The 16,703-nt window shown below is 61.5% G+C and carries 15 protein-coding genes; 5 read left to right on the top strand and 10 right to left on the bottom strand.

Annotated elements, in window-relative coordinates; translation table 11 throughout:
* The 3 genes from R6258_RS10030 to R6258_RS10020 form a co-directional block, all read right to left on the bottom strand.
* Nucleotides 1-861, bottom strand: a complete 861-nt coding sequence (locus R6258_RS10030; protein ID WP_318449749.1) for a branched-chain amino acid ABC transporter permease — start codon at nucleotides 859-861, stop codon at nucleotides 1-3.
* A gap of 49 nt (nucleotides 862-910) precedes the next feature.
* Nucleotides 911-2,110, bottom strand: coding sequence for an ABC transporter substrate-binding protein (locus R6258_RS10025; protein WP_318449746.1), 1,200 nt, complete (start codon nucleotides 2,108-2,110; stop codon nucleotides 911-913).
* A 92-nt stretch (nucleotides 2,111-2,202) separates the two neighbouring features.
* Nucleotides 2,203-2,994 carry a FadR/GntR family transcriptional regulator gene (locus R6258_RS10020; protein ID WP_318449744.1) on the bottom strand — a complete coding sequence of 264 codons (792 nt, stop codon included), beginning with the start codon at nucleotides 2,992-2,994 and terminating at the stop codon, nucleotides 2,203-2,205.
* Nucleotides 2,995-3,535: 541 nt separating this feature from the next.
* Between R6258_RS10020 and R6258_RS10015 the strand changes: the two genes are divergently transcribed.
* Nucleotides 3,536-4,606 carry a diguanylate cyclase gene (locus R6258_RS10015; RefSeq protein WP_318449741.1) on the top strand — a complete coding sequence of 357 codons (1,071 nt, stop codon included), beginning with the start codon at nucleotides 3,536-3,538 and terminating at the stop codon, nucleotides 4,604-4,606.
* A 171-nt stretch (nucleotides 4,607-4,777) separates the two neighbouring features.
* On the opposite strand, the gene R6258_RS10010 is transcribed toward R6258_RS10015, so the two are convergent.
* The 5 genes from R6258_RS10010 to R6258_RS09990 all read right to left on the bottom strand — a co-directional run bounded on the left by R6258_RS10010 (nucleotide 4,778) and on the right by R6258_RS09990 (nucleotide 10,770).
* Nucleotides 4,778-6,076 (bottom strand): TRAP transporter large permease, encoded by a 1,299-nt coding sequence (locus tag R6258_RS10010; protein ID WP_318449738.1) that lies wholly within the window; start codon nucleotides 6,074-6,076, stop codon nucleotides 4,778-4,780.
* Nucleotides 6,073-6,546 (bottom strand): TRAP transporter small permease, encoded by a 474-nt coding sequence (locus R6258_RS10005; RefSeq protein WP_318449737.1) that lies wholly within the window; start codon nucleotides 6,544-6,546, stop codon nucleotides 6,073-6,075. Before R6258_RS10005 ends, R6258_RS10010 begins: the two co-directional genes overlap by 4 nt.
* A 48-nt stretch (nucleotides 6,547-6,594) precedes the next feature.
* Nucleotides 6,595-7,650 carry a TRAP transporter substrate-binding protein gene (locus tag R6258_RS10000; protein ID WP_318449734.1) on the bottom strand — a complete coding sequence of 352 codons (1,056 nt, stop codon included), beginning with the start codon at nucleotides 7,648-7,650 and terminating at the stop codon, nucleotides 6,595-6,597.
* 76 nt (nucleotides 7,651-7,726) lie between these two features.
* On the bottom strand, nucleotides 7,727-9,151 hold the full coding sequence (locus tag R6258_RS09995; protein ID WP_318449732.1) for an aldehyde dehydrogenase family protein: 1,425 nt from the start codon (nucleotides 9,149-9,151) through the stop codon (nucleotides 7,727-7,729).
* Complete coding sequence (locus tag R6258_RS09990; protein WP_318449730.1) at nucleotides 9,148-10,770, bottom strand: GMC family oxidoreductase; 1,623 nt, start codon at nucleotides 10,768-10,770, stop codon at nucleotides 9,148-9,150. The genes R6258_RS09995 and R6258_RS09990 overlap by 4 nt, the downstream gene beginning before the upstream one ends.
* 305 nt (nucleotides 10,771-11,075) lie before the next feature.
* On the opposite strand from R6258_RS09990, the gene R6258_RS09985 reads away from it, so the two are divergent.
* Genes R6258_RS09985 through R6258_RS18875 form a run of 4 tightly spaced genes read left to right on the top strand, consistent with a single transcriptional unit; the run spans nucleotide 11,076 to nucleotide 13,714 of the window.
* Complete coding sequence (locus tag R6258_RS09985; RefSeq protein ID WP_318449728.1) at nucleotides 11,076-11,816, top strand: GntR family transcriptional regulator; 741 nt, start codon at nucleotides 11,076-11,078, stop codon at nucleotides 11,814-11,816.
* On the top strand, nucleotides 11,813-12,946 hold the full coding sequence (locus R6258_RS09980) for a mandelate racemase/muconate lactonizing enzyme family protein (RefSeq protein ID WP_318449726.1): 1,134 nt from the start codon (nucleotides 11,813-11,815) through the stop codon (nucleotides 12,944-12,946). The genes R6258_RS09985 and R6258_RS09980 overlap by 4 nt, the downstream gene beginning before the upstream one ends.
* Before the next feature lie 51 nt (nucleotides 12,947-12,997).
* A complete protein-coding gene (locus tag R6258_RS09975) occupies nucleotides 12,998-13,363 on the top strand; it encodes a YidH family protein (RefSeq protein ID WP_318449724.1) in 366 nt (121 codons plus the stop codon).
* 24 nt (nucleotides 13,364-13,387) lie between these two features.
* Entirely contained in the window at nucleotides 13,388-13,714 is a 327-nt protein-coding gene (locus tag R6258_RS18875) for a DUF202 domain-containing protein (protein WP_412176370.1), read from the top strand.
* Nucleotides 13,715-13,868: 154 nt separating this feature from the next.
* On the opposite strand, the gene R6258_RS09970 is transcribed toward R6258_RS18875, so the two are convergent.
* Nucleotides 13,869-14,792, bottom strand: a complete 924-nt coding sequence (locus R6258_RS09970) for an SMP-30/gluconolactonase/LRE family protein (RefSeq protein WP_318449722.1) — start codon at nucleotides 14,790-14,792, stop codon at nucleotides 13,869-13,871.
* The gene (locus tag R6258_RS09965) at nucleotides 14,789-16,693 is read right to left on the bottom strand and encodes a TRAP transporter fused permease subunit (RefSeq protein ID WP_318449719.1); all 1,905 of its coding nucleotides are present in this window, start codon (nucleotides 16,691-16,693) and stop codon (nucleotides 14,789-14,791) included. Before R6258_RS09965 ends, R6258_RS09970 begins: the two co-directional genes overlap by 4 nt.
* Nucleotides 16,694-16,703 lie beyond the last annotated feature (10 nt).

The following is a 16,703-nucleotide window of genomic DNA, read 5'->3' as shown; positions in this document are numbered from 1 at the left end:
TCAGGCTCTCCCGAAAAGGCCGTAGGGACGAAGCAGAATGACCACCGCCATGGCGGCGTAGATCATCAGGCTGGCGCCCTGGGGCCAGAGCGTGGTCATCAGGCTCTGCACGACGCCGACGAGCAGGCCGGCCACCAGGGCGCCGCTGAACGAGCCCATGCCGCCGATGACGACCACCACGAACGCCAGGCCCAGCACTTCCGGGCCGATGAACGGGTGGGCGCCCCTCAGCGGGGCGGAGAGCACGCCGGCCAGCCCCGCCAGCCCGACGCCGAGTGCGAAGGTGATCGAGAAGAGCCGGAAGATATTGGAGCCCAGCAGCGAGACCATCTCGGTGGATTCGCTGCCCGCCCGCACCAGGGCACCGAAGCGGGTACGCTCGAGCAGCAGCCATAGCAGGATGGCGACGCCGGCACTGAAGGCGATCAGGAAAAGGCGATAGATCGGGTAGGCGAAATTGCCGAAGCGCACCACGCCCTGGAGCAGTTCGGGCGTGGGAACGCTCTTGCCGACCGGGCCCCAGATCATGATCGAGAGCTCCTGGATGATCAGGGCGATACCGAGCGTGACCAGAATCTGGAAGGTGTGGGGCAGATGATAGATACGCTGGATCAGGCTGCGTTCCAAGGCCCAGGCCAGCATGGCGATCACCAGCGGGCCCGCGATCAACGCCAGCCAGAAGTTGCCGGTCAGGGTGACCAGCGTGTAGCACAGGTAGGAGCCCAGCAGGAAGAACGCCCCGTGGGCAAAGTTGACGAAGTTCAGCAGCCCGAAGATGAGCGTCAACCCGACCGAGATGAGGAAGTAGATCATTCCCAGGCCCAGGCCGTTGAGCACCTGGAACAGATAGACATTGAGCATTGTTCACGTCTCCTGGTGGGCCGGAGTGGCAGGCACTCCGGCGTCCGGGTCAGAGTTGGCAGACGCTCTTGTCTTCCTCGACGAAGGAATGACCGGAACTGATGATGTCGGCGAAATCATCGGCATCGTCCATCTCGGCCTGGCCCTTGCCCAGCAGCAGGTAATAATCCTTGATCACCTGGTGGTCGGCGGCGCGGATGGTTTCTTCGCCGGTGGGGCCCTGGTAGGTGAGCCCTTCCAGGGCGGCGATCAGCTCGGGGCCTTCACTGGCACCGGTGGCGTCGACGGCCTCGAGCATCGTGCGGGTCATGATGTAGTCGGCAGCCAGCGGGTAGTTGGGCGTGATGTCGTACGCTGCCTTCACCTTTTCCACCAGGTGCCGGTTCATGGGGGTGTCGACTTCGTGCCAGTACTGCGCGCCGAAGTAGATTCCCTCGACATTGTCCGCGCCCAGCTCCTGCAACTGGTCGAGGCCGGCCGACCACACCATGACGATGTCCATCTGCTCGTTGAGCCCGAAGTTGCGGGCCTGGCGCAGTGCGTTGGACGACTGGGCGCCAAAGTTGAGCAGGACCAGTACATCCGGTGAGGTGGACATGGCGTTGGTCAGATAGCCCGAGAACTCCTGTTCCTGCAGGGAGTGGTAGCTATTGCCGACATGCTCCAGACCGTACTCCTCGAAGACTTTCTTGGCGTTCTGCAGCAGGGCTTCGCCGAAGACATACTCGGGGGTGATGGTGTACCAGCGCTTGGCATCCGGCAGTTTCTCGATCAACGGCACCAGGGTTTCGCGGATCGCCCCGTAAGTGGGCACCGACCAGCGGAAGGTGGAGGCGTTGCATTCACTGCCGGTCAGCTCATCGGCGCCGGCCGGGGTCATGAAAACGCCACCGGCCTTGTTGACTTCCTTGCCGATGGCCAGGGCGGTCGAGGACAGGGTTGCGCCATTGAACAGCCGAGCGTCTTCCTGGTTGATCGCTTCCTGCACCTTGCGAATCGCACGGCCGGCGTTGCCTTCGGTATCCAGCGTGGTGTAGTTGATCTCGCGGCCCAGGGTTTCCTGCATCTCCTCGACCGCAAGCTGGGAGCCCATTTCGGCGTACTTGCCATAACTGGCAAAGGCGCCTGAAACCGATTTGACCCCATAGAAGTCGATGGCGGGTTTGTCCTGGGCCATCAGCGGTGTTGCCAGCAGGCTGCCCGCAAGCAGGGTGATGGCGAAAGTGGCGGTGTGGGTACGCACAGACATTGTTGTTCCTCTTGTTTGAGTTAGAACCCGTCGGGTGCGACGAGCCGGTGTGGCTGGCGTCTTCATGGTCGGTATTGTTCTTGTCGGGTGGGTCAGGATGAGTAGAGGTTGGCGGCCTCCTTCAGGGTCTCGGGCAAGACCAGAAACTGATCGACCACCTCGGCTTCCAAGGCCGCCATGTGGTGTTCGGCATCGCACATGTGGTCGTGCATCAGTTGCCGCACCTGCTCGCGATCCTGCGCTTCGAAGGCCTCGACCAGGGCGATGTGGTAGCGGATATTGGCTTCGTCGAAGGCGTGCCGCTCGGGCTTGTAGGCCTTCTTGATGACGACCAGATCGCGCAGGAGATCGTTGAGAAACTGGCTGACGAAGCGCAGCAACGGGTTGGGGCAGTACTCGGCCAGCACGTTATGGAACTCGAGCTCGAGCATGCGGTGCTGACGCTGGCTGAGTTCATCGTCGTGAGGTCGCTGGCATTGCGCAATGTTCGTGCGCAGTCGGGCGAAGCCGGCTGCGTCCAGGCACTCCACCACGGAGTCGGCTATCTCGACTTCCACCAGGCGCCGCAATTGGTAGACCTGGCTGCCATCCACATGCTGAAAATGCAGGAAGTTGCGTAGGGCGCGACAGGCCGGGTCGATCGTGACCTCGCGGATGACGGCGCCACCGCTCGGCCCGGTTTTCATTTGCACCAGCCCCTCGACCTCGAGCACCCGCAGCGCCTCGCGAATCGTCCCCTTGGCGCATTCATAGCGCTCCATGAGGGCCTTCTCGTTGGGCAGGCGATCGCCTGGCTGCAGGCCCTCGGTCACGATCCAGTGCTTGATGTCTTCGCAGATGAGGTCGGCAATCTTTTGCCGTTTCGCGGTTCTTGGAGTCGGCACGAATGATCCTAATATTATATTTATTACAATAAATACTAGAATTAGCCCACCGCGGAGGCTCCGTCAAGGTCATATCCGCCGGTGAGCCGCATGAGGGCGCCAGGGTGGGCGCCACGTGTCGCGGCGGAAAACCGTGGAAGGCCCGTTGCAGGGCGGAGCCCGCGCCGCCGTCCGGGCAACGCTCAGGAAATGAGCGTAAGGCGTGGGGTACCAGCGTGGCAGCGAAGCTGACTGGATATCGGCATAAAGAAACGGGATGAACGGCCGATAAAGCCCGTAAAGTCGACCTGATCGGTTTCTCCAGAAATTCTTGAATTTCCCCAGTGATCGGAACTCCATGGGGCTGAAGTCATAATGGATGATCGCCGTTTTACACAGGGGGATTAGGCTTTTGGCATCACTAAAAAAGCAATATAAGGTACATTGGCTGACGGGGCAGTTTCGTGAAGATGTCAGGGAGTCAATGTATCGAAGGTCCATCAATAAGAGGGTACGACTCGAGTCCTCTCTTTCGTTGGTTGTGGCGACCTTGGTCTTTGGCATGTTCGCCATTACGGACTACTACCTCCTGGGCCTGTCTAGAGAATATTACCTGTTAATCACCATGCGCAGCGTGGTGGTTGTCCTCTGCCTTATCCTGGCATTTATTATCGCACGCAGGGGCAGCTATTCTCATAAGGCCTGGCTACACGCAATGCCGCTCTGGATACTTGCGACGGGCATCATCCTGATCGTTCCCCTGCGCCCCGAGAGCCTCTCCACGCAGATAACGGCGGTAGTAGTGGCTACCATGGCGTTCTATCTCCTGATTCCCAACCTGCTGACGGTGGTAACGTTCGCCAGCCTCTATCTGAGCATCGGCTTTCTGGTATCTGCGGTGCTGTTTGCCGAGCTTGCTCCGGTGGATACGCTTCGCTTGGCGCTGTTATTGGTCATGACCAACGTAGTGGGCTTCTGTGCCTTGCTGCGTCTAGAGAGCTTGCAGCGCAAGCAATTTGCGCTGCTTCATGAAGCGCGCGATCAAAATCGCCAACTGCTCAAGGAAATAGCGCATCGAAAATCACTGGAAGAGCAGTTGCGCATGGTCGCCGAGCGGGATGCCCTGACGGGACTGAATAGTCGGAGTCATTTCATGAAGCGTGCCAAGGCGCTCTTGCAGCGTTCGCGATTGGAAAAGGTGCCGTTCAGCCTTTTCATGATCGATGTGGATCATTTCAAGAGCATCAACGATACCTGGGGCCACAGTCATGGGGACTGGGTGCTGAGCAAGGTCTCGGAGGTCTGTGCGCACGCTCTGCGCCCTACGGATGTGATAGGTCGTTTCGGTGGTGAAGAGTTCGTGGTTGCCCTGCCTGACACCGGCCCTGACGACGCTCTAATCGTGGCGGAGCGCTTGAAGACGAAGGTCGCCGAGCTGCCGCTGAAGGAAGAAATGAGCGAGATGTGCCTGAGCGTCACCATCGGTATTGCGATAGCGCACAGTGAAGAAGTCGACCTACAGGCCCTGATCTCGCGAGCGGATCAGTCGCTTTACGTTGGCAAGCGCGACGGCAGGAATCGGGTGGTGATAAGCCGCCAAGGAATGGAGACGGATGACCAACCCCGGGCGTGACACCCGAAACCCGGCAGCCAGCTGCGACTGGAGTCGATAATCTATCGCTTCATTCGGACTCTTCGGTTAAAGAATGCGGAGTCTGGCTCCGCATTCTTCATTTTGGCTTATCGCATTATCATTGCGACGTGATGGGGGCGCGCCATCCCGGATAGTGCGCCCCGAGGCAGGTTAACGGAGGGATCTGAGGAGTTCCGGTAGTGCCAGACTGATCTGCGGGAACAGGGTCACTAGCGCCAGTACGCCTAGCAGTGCCAGCAGGAAGGGCAGGATCGAGCGGACGATTCGCTCCACCGGTACCTGAGATATCTGGCTGGCGACGAACAGGTTCACCCCCAAGGGCGGCGTCAGGAATGCGATCTGTGTATTGATCATCAAGATGATGCCAAAGTGGATCGGGTTGATGCCGAAGGCGGTCACCAGCGGCACCAGGATCGGTGCCAGAATGATGATCGCCGACATAGTCTCCATGAAAGTCCCGACCAGGATCAGGAAGATATTGATCCAGAGTAGGATCATCAGAGGATCGGTGGAAATTCCAGCCATTGCGGCTGAGATCTGCTGAGGAATCGTCTCAAGTGTGATTGCCTTGGCCAGTAGCGCGGAGCAGGCCACCACGATCATCAAGGCGCCGGAAATCCGATGAGTCAGCTCAAATGCCTGATGCAACGCGGGCAGGTCCAGACGGCGATAGACGAACCGGGCCACTATCAGGGCGTAGAGTACCGCTACCACGGAGGCTTCCACGGGAGTGAAGAGCCCGGAATAGATGCCACCGAGAATCAAGACGGGCAGAAACAGGGCGAATTTTGCTTGCCAGATCAGCGACGCCAAACTTTCGGACTCATTTTCCTCATGGACCGGTGAAACTACCGCGCCGGATCGCTTGGCGGTGATGTAGGCGGTGCCTACCAGCACCGTGCCCATCAACAAGCCGGGTAACAGGCCGGCGGCGAACACATCGGCGATGGAGACGTTGGCGATGATGGCGTAGATGATCATCGGATTGCTGGGCGGTATCAGGATGCCAAGGGTGCCACCAGTGGCGGTCACCGAGGCTGCGTAAGGCGCCGGATAACCATAGCGCACCATGGATGGAATCATGATCGATCCGATCGCCGCCACGGTGCCCGGGCCGGATCCGGAAATGGCAGCGAAGAACATGCAGGACAGGATGGTCACGATGCCAAGGCTGCCGGGGATATGCCCGAACATCCGCCTGAAGATGCGGATGATGTCGTGAGTAAGCCCTCCTTTTTCCATGATGTTGCCGGCGAGAATGAATGCGGGAATCGCCAGCAGGGCGAAATTGTCCACGCCGTTGAAGATGCTCTGGGCGGCGAATACCAGGTCGGCGCCTAAAAACCAGGTCGCCGCGAAGCCGGTCAAGCCTATCGCCGCGTAGATCGGCACTCCGAGCAAGAGTAACAGCGGGAGTACGATGATCAGGACGAGCTGAACGTCGGTCATGGTGACTCCTCCACGGCATTGCCCTTGGCGTTACCGGCCCAGAGTCGGCTCAGTGCCGAAAGCACGAACGCGATAACCAGCACCACGAATAGATAGTTGGTGTTGAAGCCCAGCACGGGCGACACGCTTGGGTACTTGATGCCGTCCAACACGTTCTGAAAGCAGTAGACGATCATCAGGACATCGAACACCAGCAGCAGGGCGGTGATCAGCCTTTCCATCGGTCTGGCACCGATGAGTCGGCTCAGGTAGGCGTAGAGTACGCCGATCTTCAGTTCGGACTTCATCAACGTCGAGTAGCTCGCGCTGATGAACACGAAGGAGATGAAGGCGAACCGAGAGAGTTCCTCGGTCCATTCCATGCCGGCGTTGAAGCTGCGGCCAATGATCTGAAGCAGCAGCGCCAGGACCATTCCGGCAAGGAGCAGGTGGCACAGTGTTAGTTGTGTTCGTCTGAGCAGGCTATGCATGGGAGTCTCCCGTCGGCCTGTTCTTGGCCGACAGCTGGCGTGATTGTTTTATTGTTTGCTTGCTTTGTAGGATTCGAGGATTTCCATGGCCTTCTTCGTGAGTTCCTCTCCATCCTCACCGATCAGGTGGTAGTAATCTGGCCAGGCGGCGCGGGCCTTTTCCAACCAAGGCGTTTCATCCTCGATCTCGGTGATCTTGACGCCGGCTGCCTCAGCCTGCTTCCACCAGCGGGCCTCGTCCTGCGGTTGCCACCAGCGCACGTACTCGGTGGTCTCGCGACCGGCGCGTAGCACTGCTTCCTGAAGATCCGGTTCCAGGCTCTGGTACCAGCGCTCGGACACCACGATGGGGTGGGTCAGGATGGTGTAATGCAGTCGGCTGATGCGTCCGATCACCTCGTCGAACTTCATGCCGATGATGTCGCTGACCGGACTGTCCCCGCCTTCGACGACGCCCTGTTGCAGGGCGCTGTAGAGCTCGTTCCAGGCGATCGGCGCCGGCGAGGCGTCCCAGGATTTGTAGGTGCCGAGCATGATGGCATTGGGCGGCACGCGCATTTTCAGCGGCGCCAGGTCCGCCGGCGTCTGGATCGGCTCCGGCGCGTTGTAGAAGAAATGCCGCCAGCCGGTGTTTTCCCAGCCAACGATGCGCACCCCCGCTTCCTCGATCACCCGGGGTTGGAGGGTCGGGGTGATATGATCCAGCAGGTAATTGGATTCCTCGGTGCTTTGCGTCAGGTAGGGGAGCAGCAGCACGTTCATGCTGGGCGCCACCTGGGCCATGTTGTTGGTTGCGGGAATGGTCACCTGGATCACGCCCTGGCGGGCCTGCTGCAACATCTCCTTTTCGCTACCCAGTTGCGAGCCGGGAAAGATCACTGGACGAATGCGGTTGTCGGTATATATAGCCACCAGTTCCGCGAAGCGCTTGAGTGCCACGGTCTGCGAACTCCACTCCATGTTCAGGGAGTGCGCCAGGCGCATGGTGATCTGGTCGTCTTTCCTGGGGACCGATTGCCAGTCGAATGGGTTGGGGGTAGCGGCGTGGGCGCCGGTAGCGATGATCAGGGCGGCTAATGCCGTCAGCTTAGCGATTGTTTTCATGATCATGTCTCTGTTTTTATGGCTATGGAACGCGGCCGTCATCGCCGACGGGCCGCGTTTTTCGATGGAACAGGCGTTACCAGGCCAGGTAGGCGGATTGCTCGATGGTATAGAAGGCCGAGGCGGAAGCGCCCACGGAGTAGGCGCCCAAGCCGGAGTGCTTCATGCCGCCGAACGGCATGTTCACGTCGGGCACCGTGCCATTGTTCACATGCAGCATGCCGTTGTGGCTCTCATCCAGAAAACGCTGGATTAGGGCATGGGAGTCGGAGAATAGGCTCGACGTTAAGCCGTATTCGGTTTCGTTCAGTAGCGATAGCGCTTCGTCGAAATCGTCATAGGGCAGTACCGACAACACCGGGCCGAAGATTTCCTCCTGGCTGGCAGTCCGCGACACTCGGGCGTTGTCGAGCAGGGTGGGCTGGAAGAAGTAACCGTCCTCGCAGCCGGTCACGCTGGCGCTGTCGCCGCCGGTAATCAGGATGGCGCCTTCGTCCATGGCTCGGGCAGTAGCGGCCTTGACGCTGTCGAAGTGGGCGCCGTTACACAGCGGCCCCAAGGTGGTGGCCGGGTCCATGCCGTCGCCCAGTGTCAGAGCTTGGGCGCGGGCGGCCAGCCCCTGGACCACCGATTCCTGGAGGTCACGGTGTACGATCACCCGGCTGATGCTGGTGCAGCGTTGCCCACCGGTCTGGAAGGCGGCGCCGAACACCTGATCCAGGCAGCTATCCAGGTCCTGGCTGTCGTTGATGATCACGCCATTCTTGCCGCCCAGTTCCAACTGCATGGGAATCAGGCTGACGGCGGCTGCCTGGGCCACTTTGCGGCCCACCGTCACGGAGCCGGTGAAGCTGACGCCGTCGAAGCGGCCGTTGGCTGTCAGTTCGCTAGCGAAGGCGCCGCCGCAAGGCATTACCTGGACAAGGCCTGCGGGGAAATGGCGTGCGGCGATCTCAGTCAGGATGAATGCCGCCGCCGGCGTGAACTGGGACGGCTTGATAACCAGGGCGTTACCGAAGGCAATGGCTGGGCATAACTTGCGCAGCGGGGTCATCGCCGGGAAGTTCCAGGGGCAGATCGCCAGCAAAGTGCCGCGCGGGCGGCGCAGGATCAGGTTGCGCACACGCGGTCGGGCGGCGGCGCTGGTCTGCAGCTGCTGGCGGGCCGCTTCGCCGGCCATGAACTTGCCTTCCGCGCAGCCCTTGAGGGTTTCGTTGCGGGCCTCACCCAAGGGCTTGCCCTGTTCCAGGGTGATCGCCTCGGCGATGCGTTCCACATTGGCGATCACCTCGTCCAGAAAGGCGGTAAGCCGGTCGCCGCGAACCACCGGCGGCACGTCTGCCCATTCCGCCTGGGCACGCCTGGCGCTGGACAGAATGGCTTCCACGCCGACGGCGTTGGTCACCTCGGCGTAGGCGCCGACGATCTCGGCGGGGCGCGCCGGGTTGCGGGTCTCGAAGATATTGCCGCCCGTGTTGTGGTCTCGGTAATCGAATTTCATTGTGCTTGCTCCCGAAGAGGTGGGGTGTTGAGGATCAGAGCGGCGCCCTTTTCTCCGATCATCAGCGAGGGCGCGTTGGTGTTGGCGGAGGTCACCATCGGCATCACCGAGGCATCTACTACGCGCAGGCCCTCCACTCCGCGCACGCGCAACTGCGGGTCCACCACGGCGCCCTCGTCGCTGCCCATGCGGCAGGTGCCCACGCAATGGAAGACGGTGCCGCCCTTGTGGCGGACCGCGTCCCAAATTGCCTCGTCGCTGTCCACATCGGCGCCGGGCTCCATCTCGTCGTCCCACAGGTCGCGGAAGGGCGACTGCCCGGCGATCTCGCGGAGAATCTTCACGCCCTCCACGATCACCTGGCGGTCGTGGGGATCGGCGAAGTAGTTGGGGTCGATGGCTGGCGCCGTGGCCGGATCGGCGGAGGTGAGGCGTACCGTGCCTCGTGAACGCGGATGACACTGCCACACCGAGGCGGTGAAGCCCGGGTAGGCGTGCAGCGGCGTGCCCGGCTTGTCCACGGACAGCGGCATAACGTTGAACTGCACATCCGGCCGGTCGTCCTCGGCGTGGCGGGTGCAGGCGCTGCCACCCACCTGGCCGGCGCCCACGGTGAGGGAGCCGGAGGCGCGCAGTAGCCACTCCAGCCCCATGCCAGCCAACTTGACGGGGTTGCGAATGTCGCTATTCAGGGAAAGCTTCTGCTTCAGGCGGTAGATGATGCGTACCTGATAGTGGTCCTGAAGGTTGGCGCCCACTTCCGGCGCTTCGTGTACCAGCTCGATGCCGTGCTCGCGTAGCAGATCGCCGGGACCCACCCCGGACAGTTGCAGCAAATGCGGCGTCTGGATGGCGCCGGCGCAGAGGATCACTTCCTTGGCGGCGCGCGACTGATGGCTGGCGCCCTGGTGCCGCCATTCCACACCCGCCGCACGCTTGCCCTCGAACAGTACCCGGCTGGCCGGGGCCTCGGTGACGATGGTGAGGTTGGCGCGGTCCTTCACTGGGGTGAGGAAAGCCTTGGCGGAGCTGCACCGCCAGCGGCCCTTAAGGCTCAGCTGATAGGGACCGACGCCGCGGGTATCGCCACCGTTCATGTCGGGGTTGTAGGGCAGGCCCCAGGCCTCGGCGGCTTGTAGCCAGGCGCGACAGGCCGGGTTGTCGGTGCGAATGTCGGAGACATGCAGCTCGCCGCTGTCGCCCCGGTATTTGTCGCCATCGCCGGTGTAGCGTTCCAGCTTGCGGAAGTAGGGCAGCACTTCGTCATAGGACCAACCGGTTGCGCCCTGTTCGGCCCAGCCGTCGAAGTCCTCGCGCTGGCCGCGTATGAAGATCAGTCCATTGATGGAACTGGAGCCGCCGATCACCTTGCCCCGAGGCCAGACGATGTTGCGTCCGCCAGTGTTCTCCGAGGGACGGGTGTCGAACAGCCGGGCTACCCGGGTGTCGTAGATCGAGCGGTAATAGCCCACCGGGAAGTGCAGCCAGAAGTTCCGGTCCCAGCCCCCCGCCTCCAGCAGTAACACCCGATTGCGACCGTCGGCGGAAAGTCGGTTGGCGACGATGCACCCGGCCGAGCCGGCGCCTACCACGATGTAGTCGTATTGGTTGTCGGACACCGTTTACTCCTCGGTGTTATTTTCGTATCTAAAAGTCCTCAAGTCCTAATGTTAGGACTTTAGTTGATGCGAACGTTTCCACATGCTAGTGTTCCTGTCAAGCGTTTCCCGGAGATGGCTCTCCCAAGGCGTTATGCGGTAACGCCATTCAAAATGCGGTTTGTGCCATTACCATAAGAGGGCTGTTGGCCGTTCAGGCAGCGGCGAGAACGGGCTTCGGAGCCGACCAGTGATCGCGGATAGCTCCGCCGCGAAGTCCGGCGTTTACGCACCCGCCCAAACGGCGGTCACCGGGAAAGGATTGAATGGCTGATCACAACGACGATAACGGGTTGCTCAACGCGAGCCCCATTCCGCTCTACTTGCAACTGGCGGATATTTTCCGCTACCGGATCGATCGCGGGGTCTGGTCGGAGGGCACCATGCTGCCGCCCATCGATGTGCTGATGAAGGAGTTCTCGGTATCCCGGGTCACGGTGCGCCAGGCCCTGCAGTTGCTGGCCCGCTCCGGCCTGATCAAGATACAGCGCGGGGTGGGCACCCTGGTGATCAAAAGCGCCGGCGAGCGGCATCCGGTGAAGGTTGAAACCACGCTGGACGCCCTGGTGGAGGCCTACCGCGGCGATACGCCGGTGGTCACCAATATCTCCGATTCCAGCACGCCGCCACGCCTGACCGAGAGTGATGGCGTACCGGCGGAGGCTTACCACCACCTGCGCCGCGTGCATGCCCGCGATGGCGTGAAGTATTGCGTGATTTCCATCTATCTGGAGCAGGGCGTGTTCGAGAAGGCGGAACAGCGGTTTCGCGACGAGATCATCCTGCCGGTGCTTATGTCTTTGGACGTCACCGTCGCTCAGGCCAAGCAGAGCATCACCATTTCCAAGGCGGACCTGGAAGTGTCGCGTCTTCTGGACATGCAGCTCGGCGACCCGATCGCCAATGTGCGCCGGGTACTGGTGGATCCGAACAATACGATTATCTACGTCGCCGAGGCGGTTTATCGCGGCGACTACATACACTTGGAAATGGACCTGAAAGCATGAGCAAACCGGTCGCCGTCCGCGATATCAAGGCCTTCGTTTACCGCTGCCCCCTGGAAACCCCGGTAGAAACCTCCTTCGGGACGATGTCGGACCGGCCCATGGTCGTGGTGCGTGTGACCGACGAGGATGGCCACCACGGCTGGGGCGAAATCTGGTGCAACTTTCCATTGGTGGGCGCCGAGCATCGCGCACGGCTGGTGGATAGTGTGTTTCGGCCATTGATGAAGGGGGCGGTTTACGACACCCCTCAGCAGGCATTCGACGCCCTGCAGGCCGGTACCCGTGTATTGGCGCTGCAGTCCGCGGAGCCGGGGCCGTTCGCCCAGTGCCTGGCGGGCATCGACCTGGCGCTGTGGGATCTGTGCGCGCGCCGCGAGGGCCAGCCGCTGTGGCGCTATCTGGGCGGCGCCTCGGACCGTATAACCGTGTACGCCAGCGGGCTGAATCCCACCGGGCCGGAGCGCCTGGGCCGAGCCATGGCGGACCGTGGTTATACCCGCTTCAAGCTCAAGATCGGTTTCGGGGTGGAGCGCGACCGGGCCAACCTGGGGGCCCTGCGCGACACGCTGGGCGCGGACGCGGACCTGATGGTGGACGTGAACCAAGGCTGGACCCTGAACCAGGCCCGCGAGCAACTGCCGCGCCTGGAGAACCTGGGCCTGAAATGGATCGAGGAGCCCCTGCTGTGCACGGCTCCCTGGTCCGAGTGGCGGGCGCTGGCGGAGATGACCGACATTCCGGTGGCGGCCGGCGAGAACCTGATGGGCGAAGTCCGGTTTCAGGAAGGCATCGACAGCGGCGTGCTGTCCATTATCCAACCGGACGCGGCCAAATGGGGCGGCATCAGCCGCGGCTTACCCCTGGGCAGGGCGATCAACGACGCCGGTCTGCGCTACTTCCCCCACTATCTGGGCGGCGGCATCGGTCTGCTTGCCTCGGGGCATTTGCTCGCGGCGGTGGGCGGCGAGGGCGCCCTGGAGGTAGATTCCAACCCCAATCCGTTGCGCGGCGAACTGGCCGGACCGCTCAATCGGGTGGAAAACGGAGTTGCCGCCCTGGGTGAGGCGCCGGGCATCGGCGAGTTGGACGGGCTTGAACGGCTGGAGCCCTATCTGGTCGGCGAACGCTGACATTGAGTGCGTATCGCGAGGGCCTGGTTGTTGAATAAGGGAGATGTACCTTTGAACCCGCATCGCCAATCTCGATGGTTCCGTCTGCACACAGGGGCGGCACCGGACCCCCGGTTTACACTCGCCAACGAGCGTACTTTCCTGGCCTGGATCCGTACCGCGCTGGCTTTACTGGCCGGCGGTATCGCCATCGAAGCCTTCTCCAGTGATCTGTTTTCCGATTCGGCTCGCCTAGGCCTGGCGGTGTTGCTGACTACGCTAGCCATGATTATAAGCGTCGGCGCCTTCTTTCGCTGGCTGAGGATCGAGCAGGCTATGCGCCTTGATCGCCCGATCCCTCCGCCATTGCAGATCCCTATCCTCTCGCTGGCGGTGGCCGCGGTGACATTACTGTTCGCGGTACTGTTGGCTTCATGAATAGCGGCGGGAGCCGAGACGACAATGGCTCAACCTCTACATTCAGACCCCGGACTACAGCCTGAACGAAATTGGCTCGCCTGGCGCCGGACACTTGTGTCCTTGGTGGTGGCGAGTGCCCTGCTCGTGCGCTGGTTGCCATACCATGCTCTGGCCTCCTGCGGGCTTTTGCTGATGACGGTGTCATGCGCTTGCTTGATCGGCGCGTCATTGCAACGCCGTTATCGTCTTCAATGCGGTTACCTCAATCGGGAGCGCGCGGTACCGGCTCTGGGCTCGGTGTTGGCGTTGACTATGGCCCTGCAACTGGTGGCGATGACCTGTTTGGTGGCGATACTGGGTGGATTTTAAGCAATGAAGGCGACGAAGCCTTCCACCAGCGGCAGGCCAGGGCCGCTGTTTTCCGAGTTGTCGACGGCGTCGCACCTGCACCTGCACACCTGCACCTGCACCTGCACCTGCTCGCTGACCGCCGACTGGAGCGGTGTGCAGTGCTATGGAAGGGTTAATAGCTGAGCTTTTTCCCGGGATTGTCCACCTCGATGCGGATTATCGAGCCGGTGGCCGATTCCGTCATGTAAAGCGTCCGCCGGTCATCACCGCCAAAGGCGAGATTGGTCAGGGTCCGGCCTTCGGTCGGCGAGCGCAGTCGCCAGAGCGGCTCGCCATGGGGGTCGAAAACCCACACACACCCGTTGCCGGCATCGCAGACGAAGAGATTTCCCGCCTCATCGAGCGCCAAGCCATCCGCCCCGGAAACACCGCCTGCCAGTTGCACGAACAGGCCAACCTTCCCGGCAGCCCCTTGGTCTTTCAAGGGAATGCGCCAGACCCCGTTGCCCCGCGTCATCGCAACGAACAACGCCTTCTCCGCTAAGTCGCAAACGAGCCCGTTGGGGCTGATGCCATTGTTGATCAGGCAGTCGAGTCGATGCGTGTCGAGGTCGTAGCGATAGACCCGGCCACTGGGATCCTGGAGTCCGGTTTGGCCCTGGTCCGTAAAGTAGAGCCGGCCTCGCCGATCGAAGAAGAGATCATTGACGCCTTTGAACCGCTCGCTGGCCACATGCGTCAGGATCGGCTCGGGCTGGCCGCCCTGTGGTGGCAGGGCGAGAATGCCGTGACGGTAATCGGCGATCCATAAGCGACCATCGGGGCCAAAGCGCATACCGTTTGGCCAGCCGTCGTAATGCGCGATGCATGACCATTGGCCTTCGGGTGTCACGCGCAGGATGCGTCCATGGGGAATATCCGTGACGTACAGATTGCCTTCGGCATCGAAAACGGGCCCTTCCAGAAAGCTGGGGACTGACTGGCCCGGCTTGTTGGCATCGATCCATTCGGAAGGCGCATCGTACAGCTTGAGGCTCTCGGGGATTTCGCTGAAGACTTCGCACCAGCGTGTTTCAGGGGGCGCATAAAGGCTCATGAGGATACCTCCTGGTGTGCCTCGGAGCTTCGGTGGCTCCGGTAGGCGTGCAGCATCAGGATTATGATGGCTATCGAGGCAATGGCCGAGAACAATAGCCCCTGGGTTAGAGCGACGACCCCGGCCACCACCATCCCCAGACGTTCGGCGGGGTTGAGCTTGCGGCGGAAGAAGCCAACGTTGGCCGCGCTGATGCCGATCGTGGCCAGGATCATCATGGCAATGGTCGCTATCAGCGAAGGCAGGTTTTCAAGATATTGGGACTCGAGGTTGATCTCGGGGTGATAGACCCAGGCAAAGGGGAGCAGGAAGGCTACCAGGGAGAGCCGCAGTGCACTGAAGGCAATGCTGAGCGTACGTTCCCCCGTGATGGCGGCAGCAGCGAAAACAGCCAGGGCGACCGGTGGCGTAATGGCCGACAGGACAGCGTAGTAGAACACGAAGAGATGGGTTTGCAGCTTGTCGACGCCCAGGTCAAGGATGGCCGGGCCGGCGACGAAGATGACCATCAGGTAGGACGCGGCGGTCGGTAAGCCCATGCCCAGTAGAATCGAGCAGAACGCGGCAAGAATAAGGGCCAACAGCAAGTGGCCTTCACCCAAGCCGACAATGGCTTGATTGAGCGTCACGCCAAGCCCGGTGACATTGACGGCACCGATCACGATACCGATTGCGGCACAGGAGATCAGAACGGCCAGGCCATCTCTCCCGCCGTCGACCATGACATCCTTGAGCCCGTTAAGTGACAGGCGGGTATCGGGCAGCAGCATGGCGATGGCGAGCACGACCGCGGAGGCGGACATGCCGCACCAGGTGGGCGAATAACCCATCATCAACAGCGTGATCAGTGTGGCGAACCCGCCCAGCAGCACGATCCCCTGGGACTTGCGCCGACGGTCAAACGGGTCGTTTCCGGTCTCTTCGGGCTTGAGCTGTAGGCGGCCCGCTTCGAAGGCGACTGCAGCAGAGAGTGCAAGCAGGTAAAGGAAGGCCGGTACGACGGCGGCCAGTGCAATTATGGGATAAGCAATGCCCGTGATTTCGGCCATGATGAAAGCGCCCACCCCCATGATTGGCGGCATCAACTGACCCGAGCAAGAGGCCACGGCTTCCACCGCGCCGGCGAAGCGGCCTTGATAGCCGGCGCGCTTCATCATGGGAATGGTGAGCACGCCTGTCGACATCACATTGGCCGGCGCTGAGCCGTTGACGGAGCCAAACATGGCCGAACCGATGATCGCGGCTTGTGCTGCCCCTGAACGGCGCCCGTTGGCTAGCCGTAGCGCCAGGAAGTTGAAGAAATCCCCGGCGCCGGTGTGGCGTAACGCGGCACCAAGAATCACGAACATGAGCACGACATCGACGACGGCACCCAGTGCGATGCCGTAGATCCCTTGATAGCTGTAGCTGACTTCAAGGACCTGATCGAACCACAGCTTGCGATGGCCTAGCTCACCGGGAAGGTAATGGCCAAGGAAGAGATACAGCAGGGCACCGCCGGTAATCGCGACGAGCGTCCAGCCTTCGACTCGCCGCGCGGCTTCCAGCACCAGCAGCGTGCCGATGGCATAGCAAAGGATGTCCTGGCCGTTGGGGAGCCCTTCGCGGAACGCGGCAATATTGTCGTACTCGATGAGGTAATAGCCGCTGCTGGCGAGGCTGAGCACGATCAGCAAGACGCTCAGCCCTTGATCCAGCCTGGGTAGGCGGACGGCAAGCGGGCCAGGCTTCAAGGAAAACGTGGCAATAAGCCCGAGCAACAAGGCAATGCCGTACATGATCTGGGCCGGATAACGAACGCCCAGCGTGGTCCAGACGATGAACAGGGTCAGTGCGGCGCAGGCAGCCAAACCCAGGCCCCGCAGAGCGGGGCCGGGTAGCGTTGTGGGTTGCGGTGACATAGCTGTTTCT

The sequence above is a fragment of the Halomonas sp. HP20-15 genome (assembly GCF_033446685.1).
Taxonomy (GTDB): Bacteria; Pseudomonadota; Gammaproteobacteria; order Pseudomonadales; family Halomonadaceae; genus Modicisalibacter.
The sequence above is the reverse complement of the archived record's forward strand: the minus strand, read 5'-3'. Positions and strand labels throughout refer to the sequence as shown.

What these genes read in the sequence shown, in the direction of transcription:
- R6258_RS10030 (WP_318449749.1), bottom strand. Translation starts at nt 861, where the DNA reads ATGCTCAATGTCTATCTGTTCCAGGTGCTCAACGGCCTGGGCCTGGGA.
- R6258_RS10025 (WP_318449746.1), bottom strand. Translation starts at nt 2,110, where the DNA reads ATGTCTGTGCGTACCCACACCGCCACTTTCGCCATCACCCTGCTTGCG.
- R6258_RS10015 (WP_318449741.1), top strand. Translation starts at nt 3,536, where the DNA reads ATGTTCGCCATTACGGACTACTACCTCCTGGGCCTGTCTAGAGAATAT.
- R6258_RS10010 (WP_318449738.1), bottom strand. Translation starts at nt 6,076, where the DNA reads ATGACCGACGTTCAGCTCGTCCTGATCATCGTACTCCCGCTGTTACTC.
- R6258_RS10005 (WP_318449737.1), bottom strand. Translation starts at nt 6,546, where the DNA reads ATGCATAGCCTGCTCAGACGAACACAACTAACACTGTGCCACCTGCTC.
- R6258_RS10000 (WP_318449734.1), bottom strand. Translation starts at nt 7,650, where the DNA reads ATGAAAACAATCGCTAAGCTGACGGCATTAGCCGCCCTGATCATCGCT.
- R6258_RS09995 (WP_318449732.1), bottom strand. Translation starts at nt 9,151, where the DNA reads ATGAAATTCGATTACCGAGACCACAACACGGGCGGCAATATCTTCGAG.
- R6258_RS09985 (WP_318449728.1), top strand. Translation starts at nt 11,076, where the DNA reads ATGGCTGATCACAACGACGATAACGGGTTGCTCAACGCGAGCCCCATT.
- R6258_RS09980 (WP_318449726.1), top strand. Translation starts at nt 11,813, where the DNA reads ATGAGCAAACCGGTCGCCGTCCGCGATATCAAGGCCTTCGTTTACCGC.
- R6258_RS18875 (WP_412176370.1), top strand. Translation starts at nt 13,388, where the DNA reads ATGGCTCAACCTCTACATTCAGACCCCGGACTACAGCCTGAACGAAAT.
- R6258_RS09970 (WP_318449722.1), bottom strand. Translation starts at nt 14,792, where the DNA reads ATGAGCCTTTATGCGCCCCCTGAAACACGCTGGTGCGAAGTCTTCAGC.
- R6258_RS09965 (WP_318449719.1), bottom strand. Translation starts at nt 16,693, where the DNA reads ATGTCACCGCAACCCACAACGCTACCCGGCCCCGCTCTGCGGGGCCTG.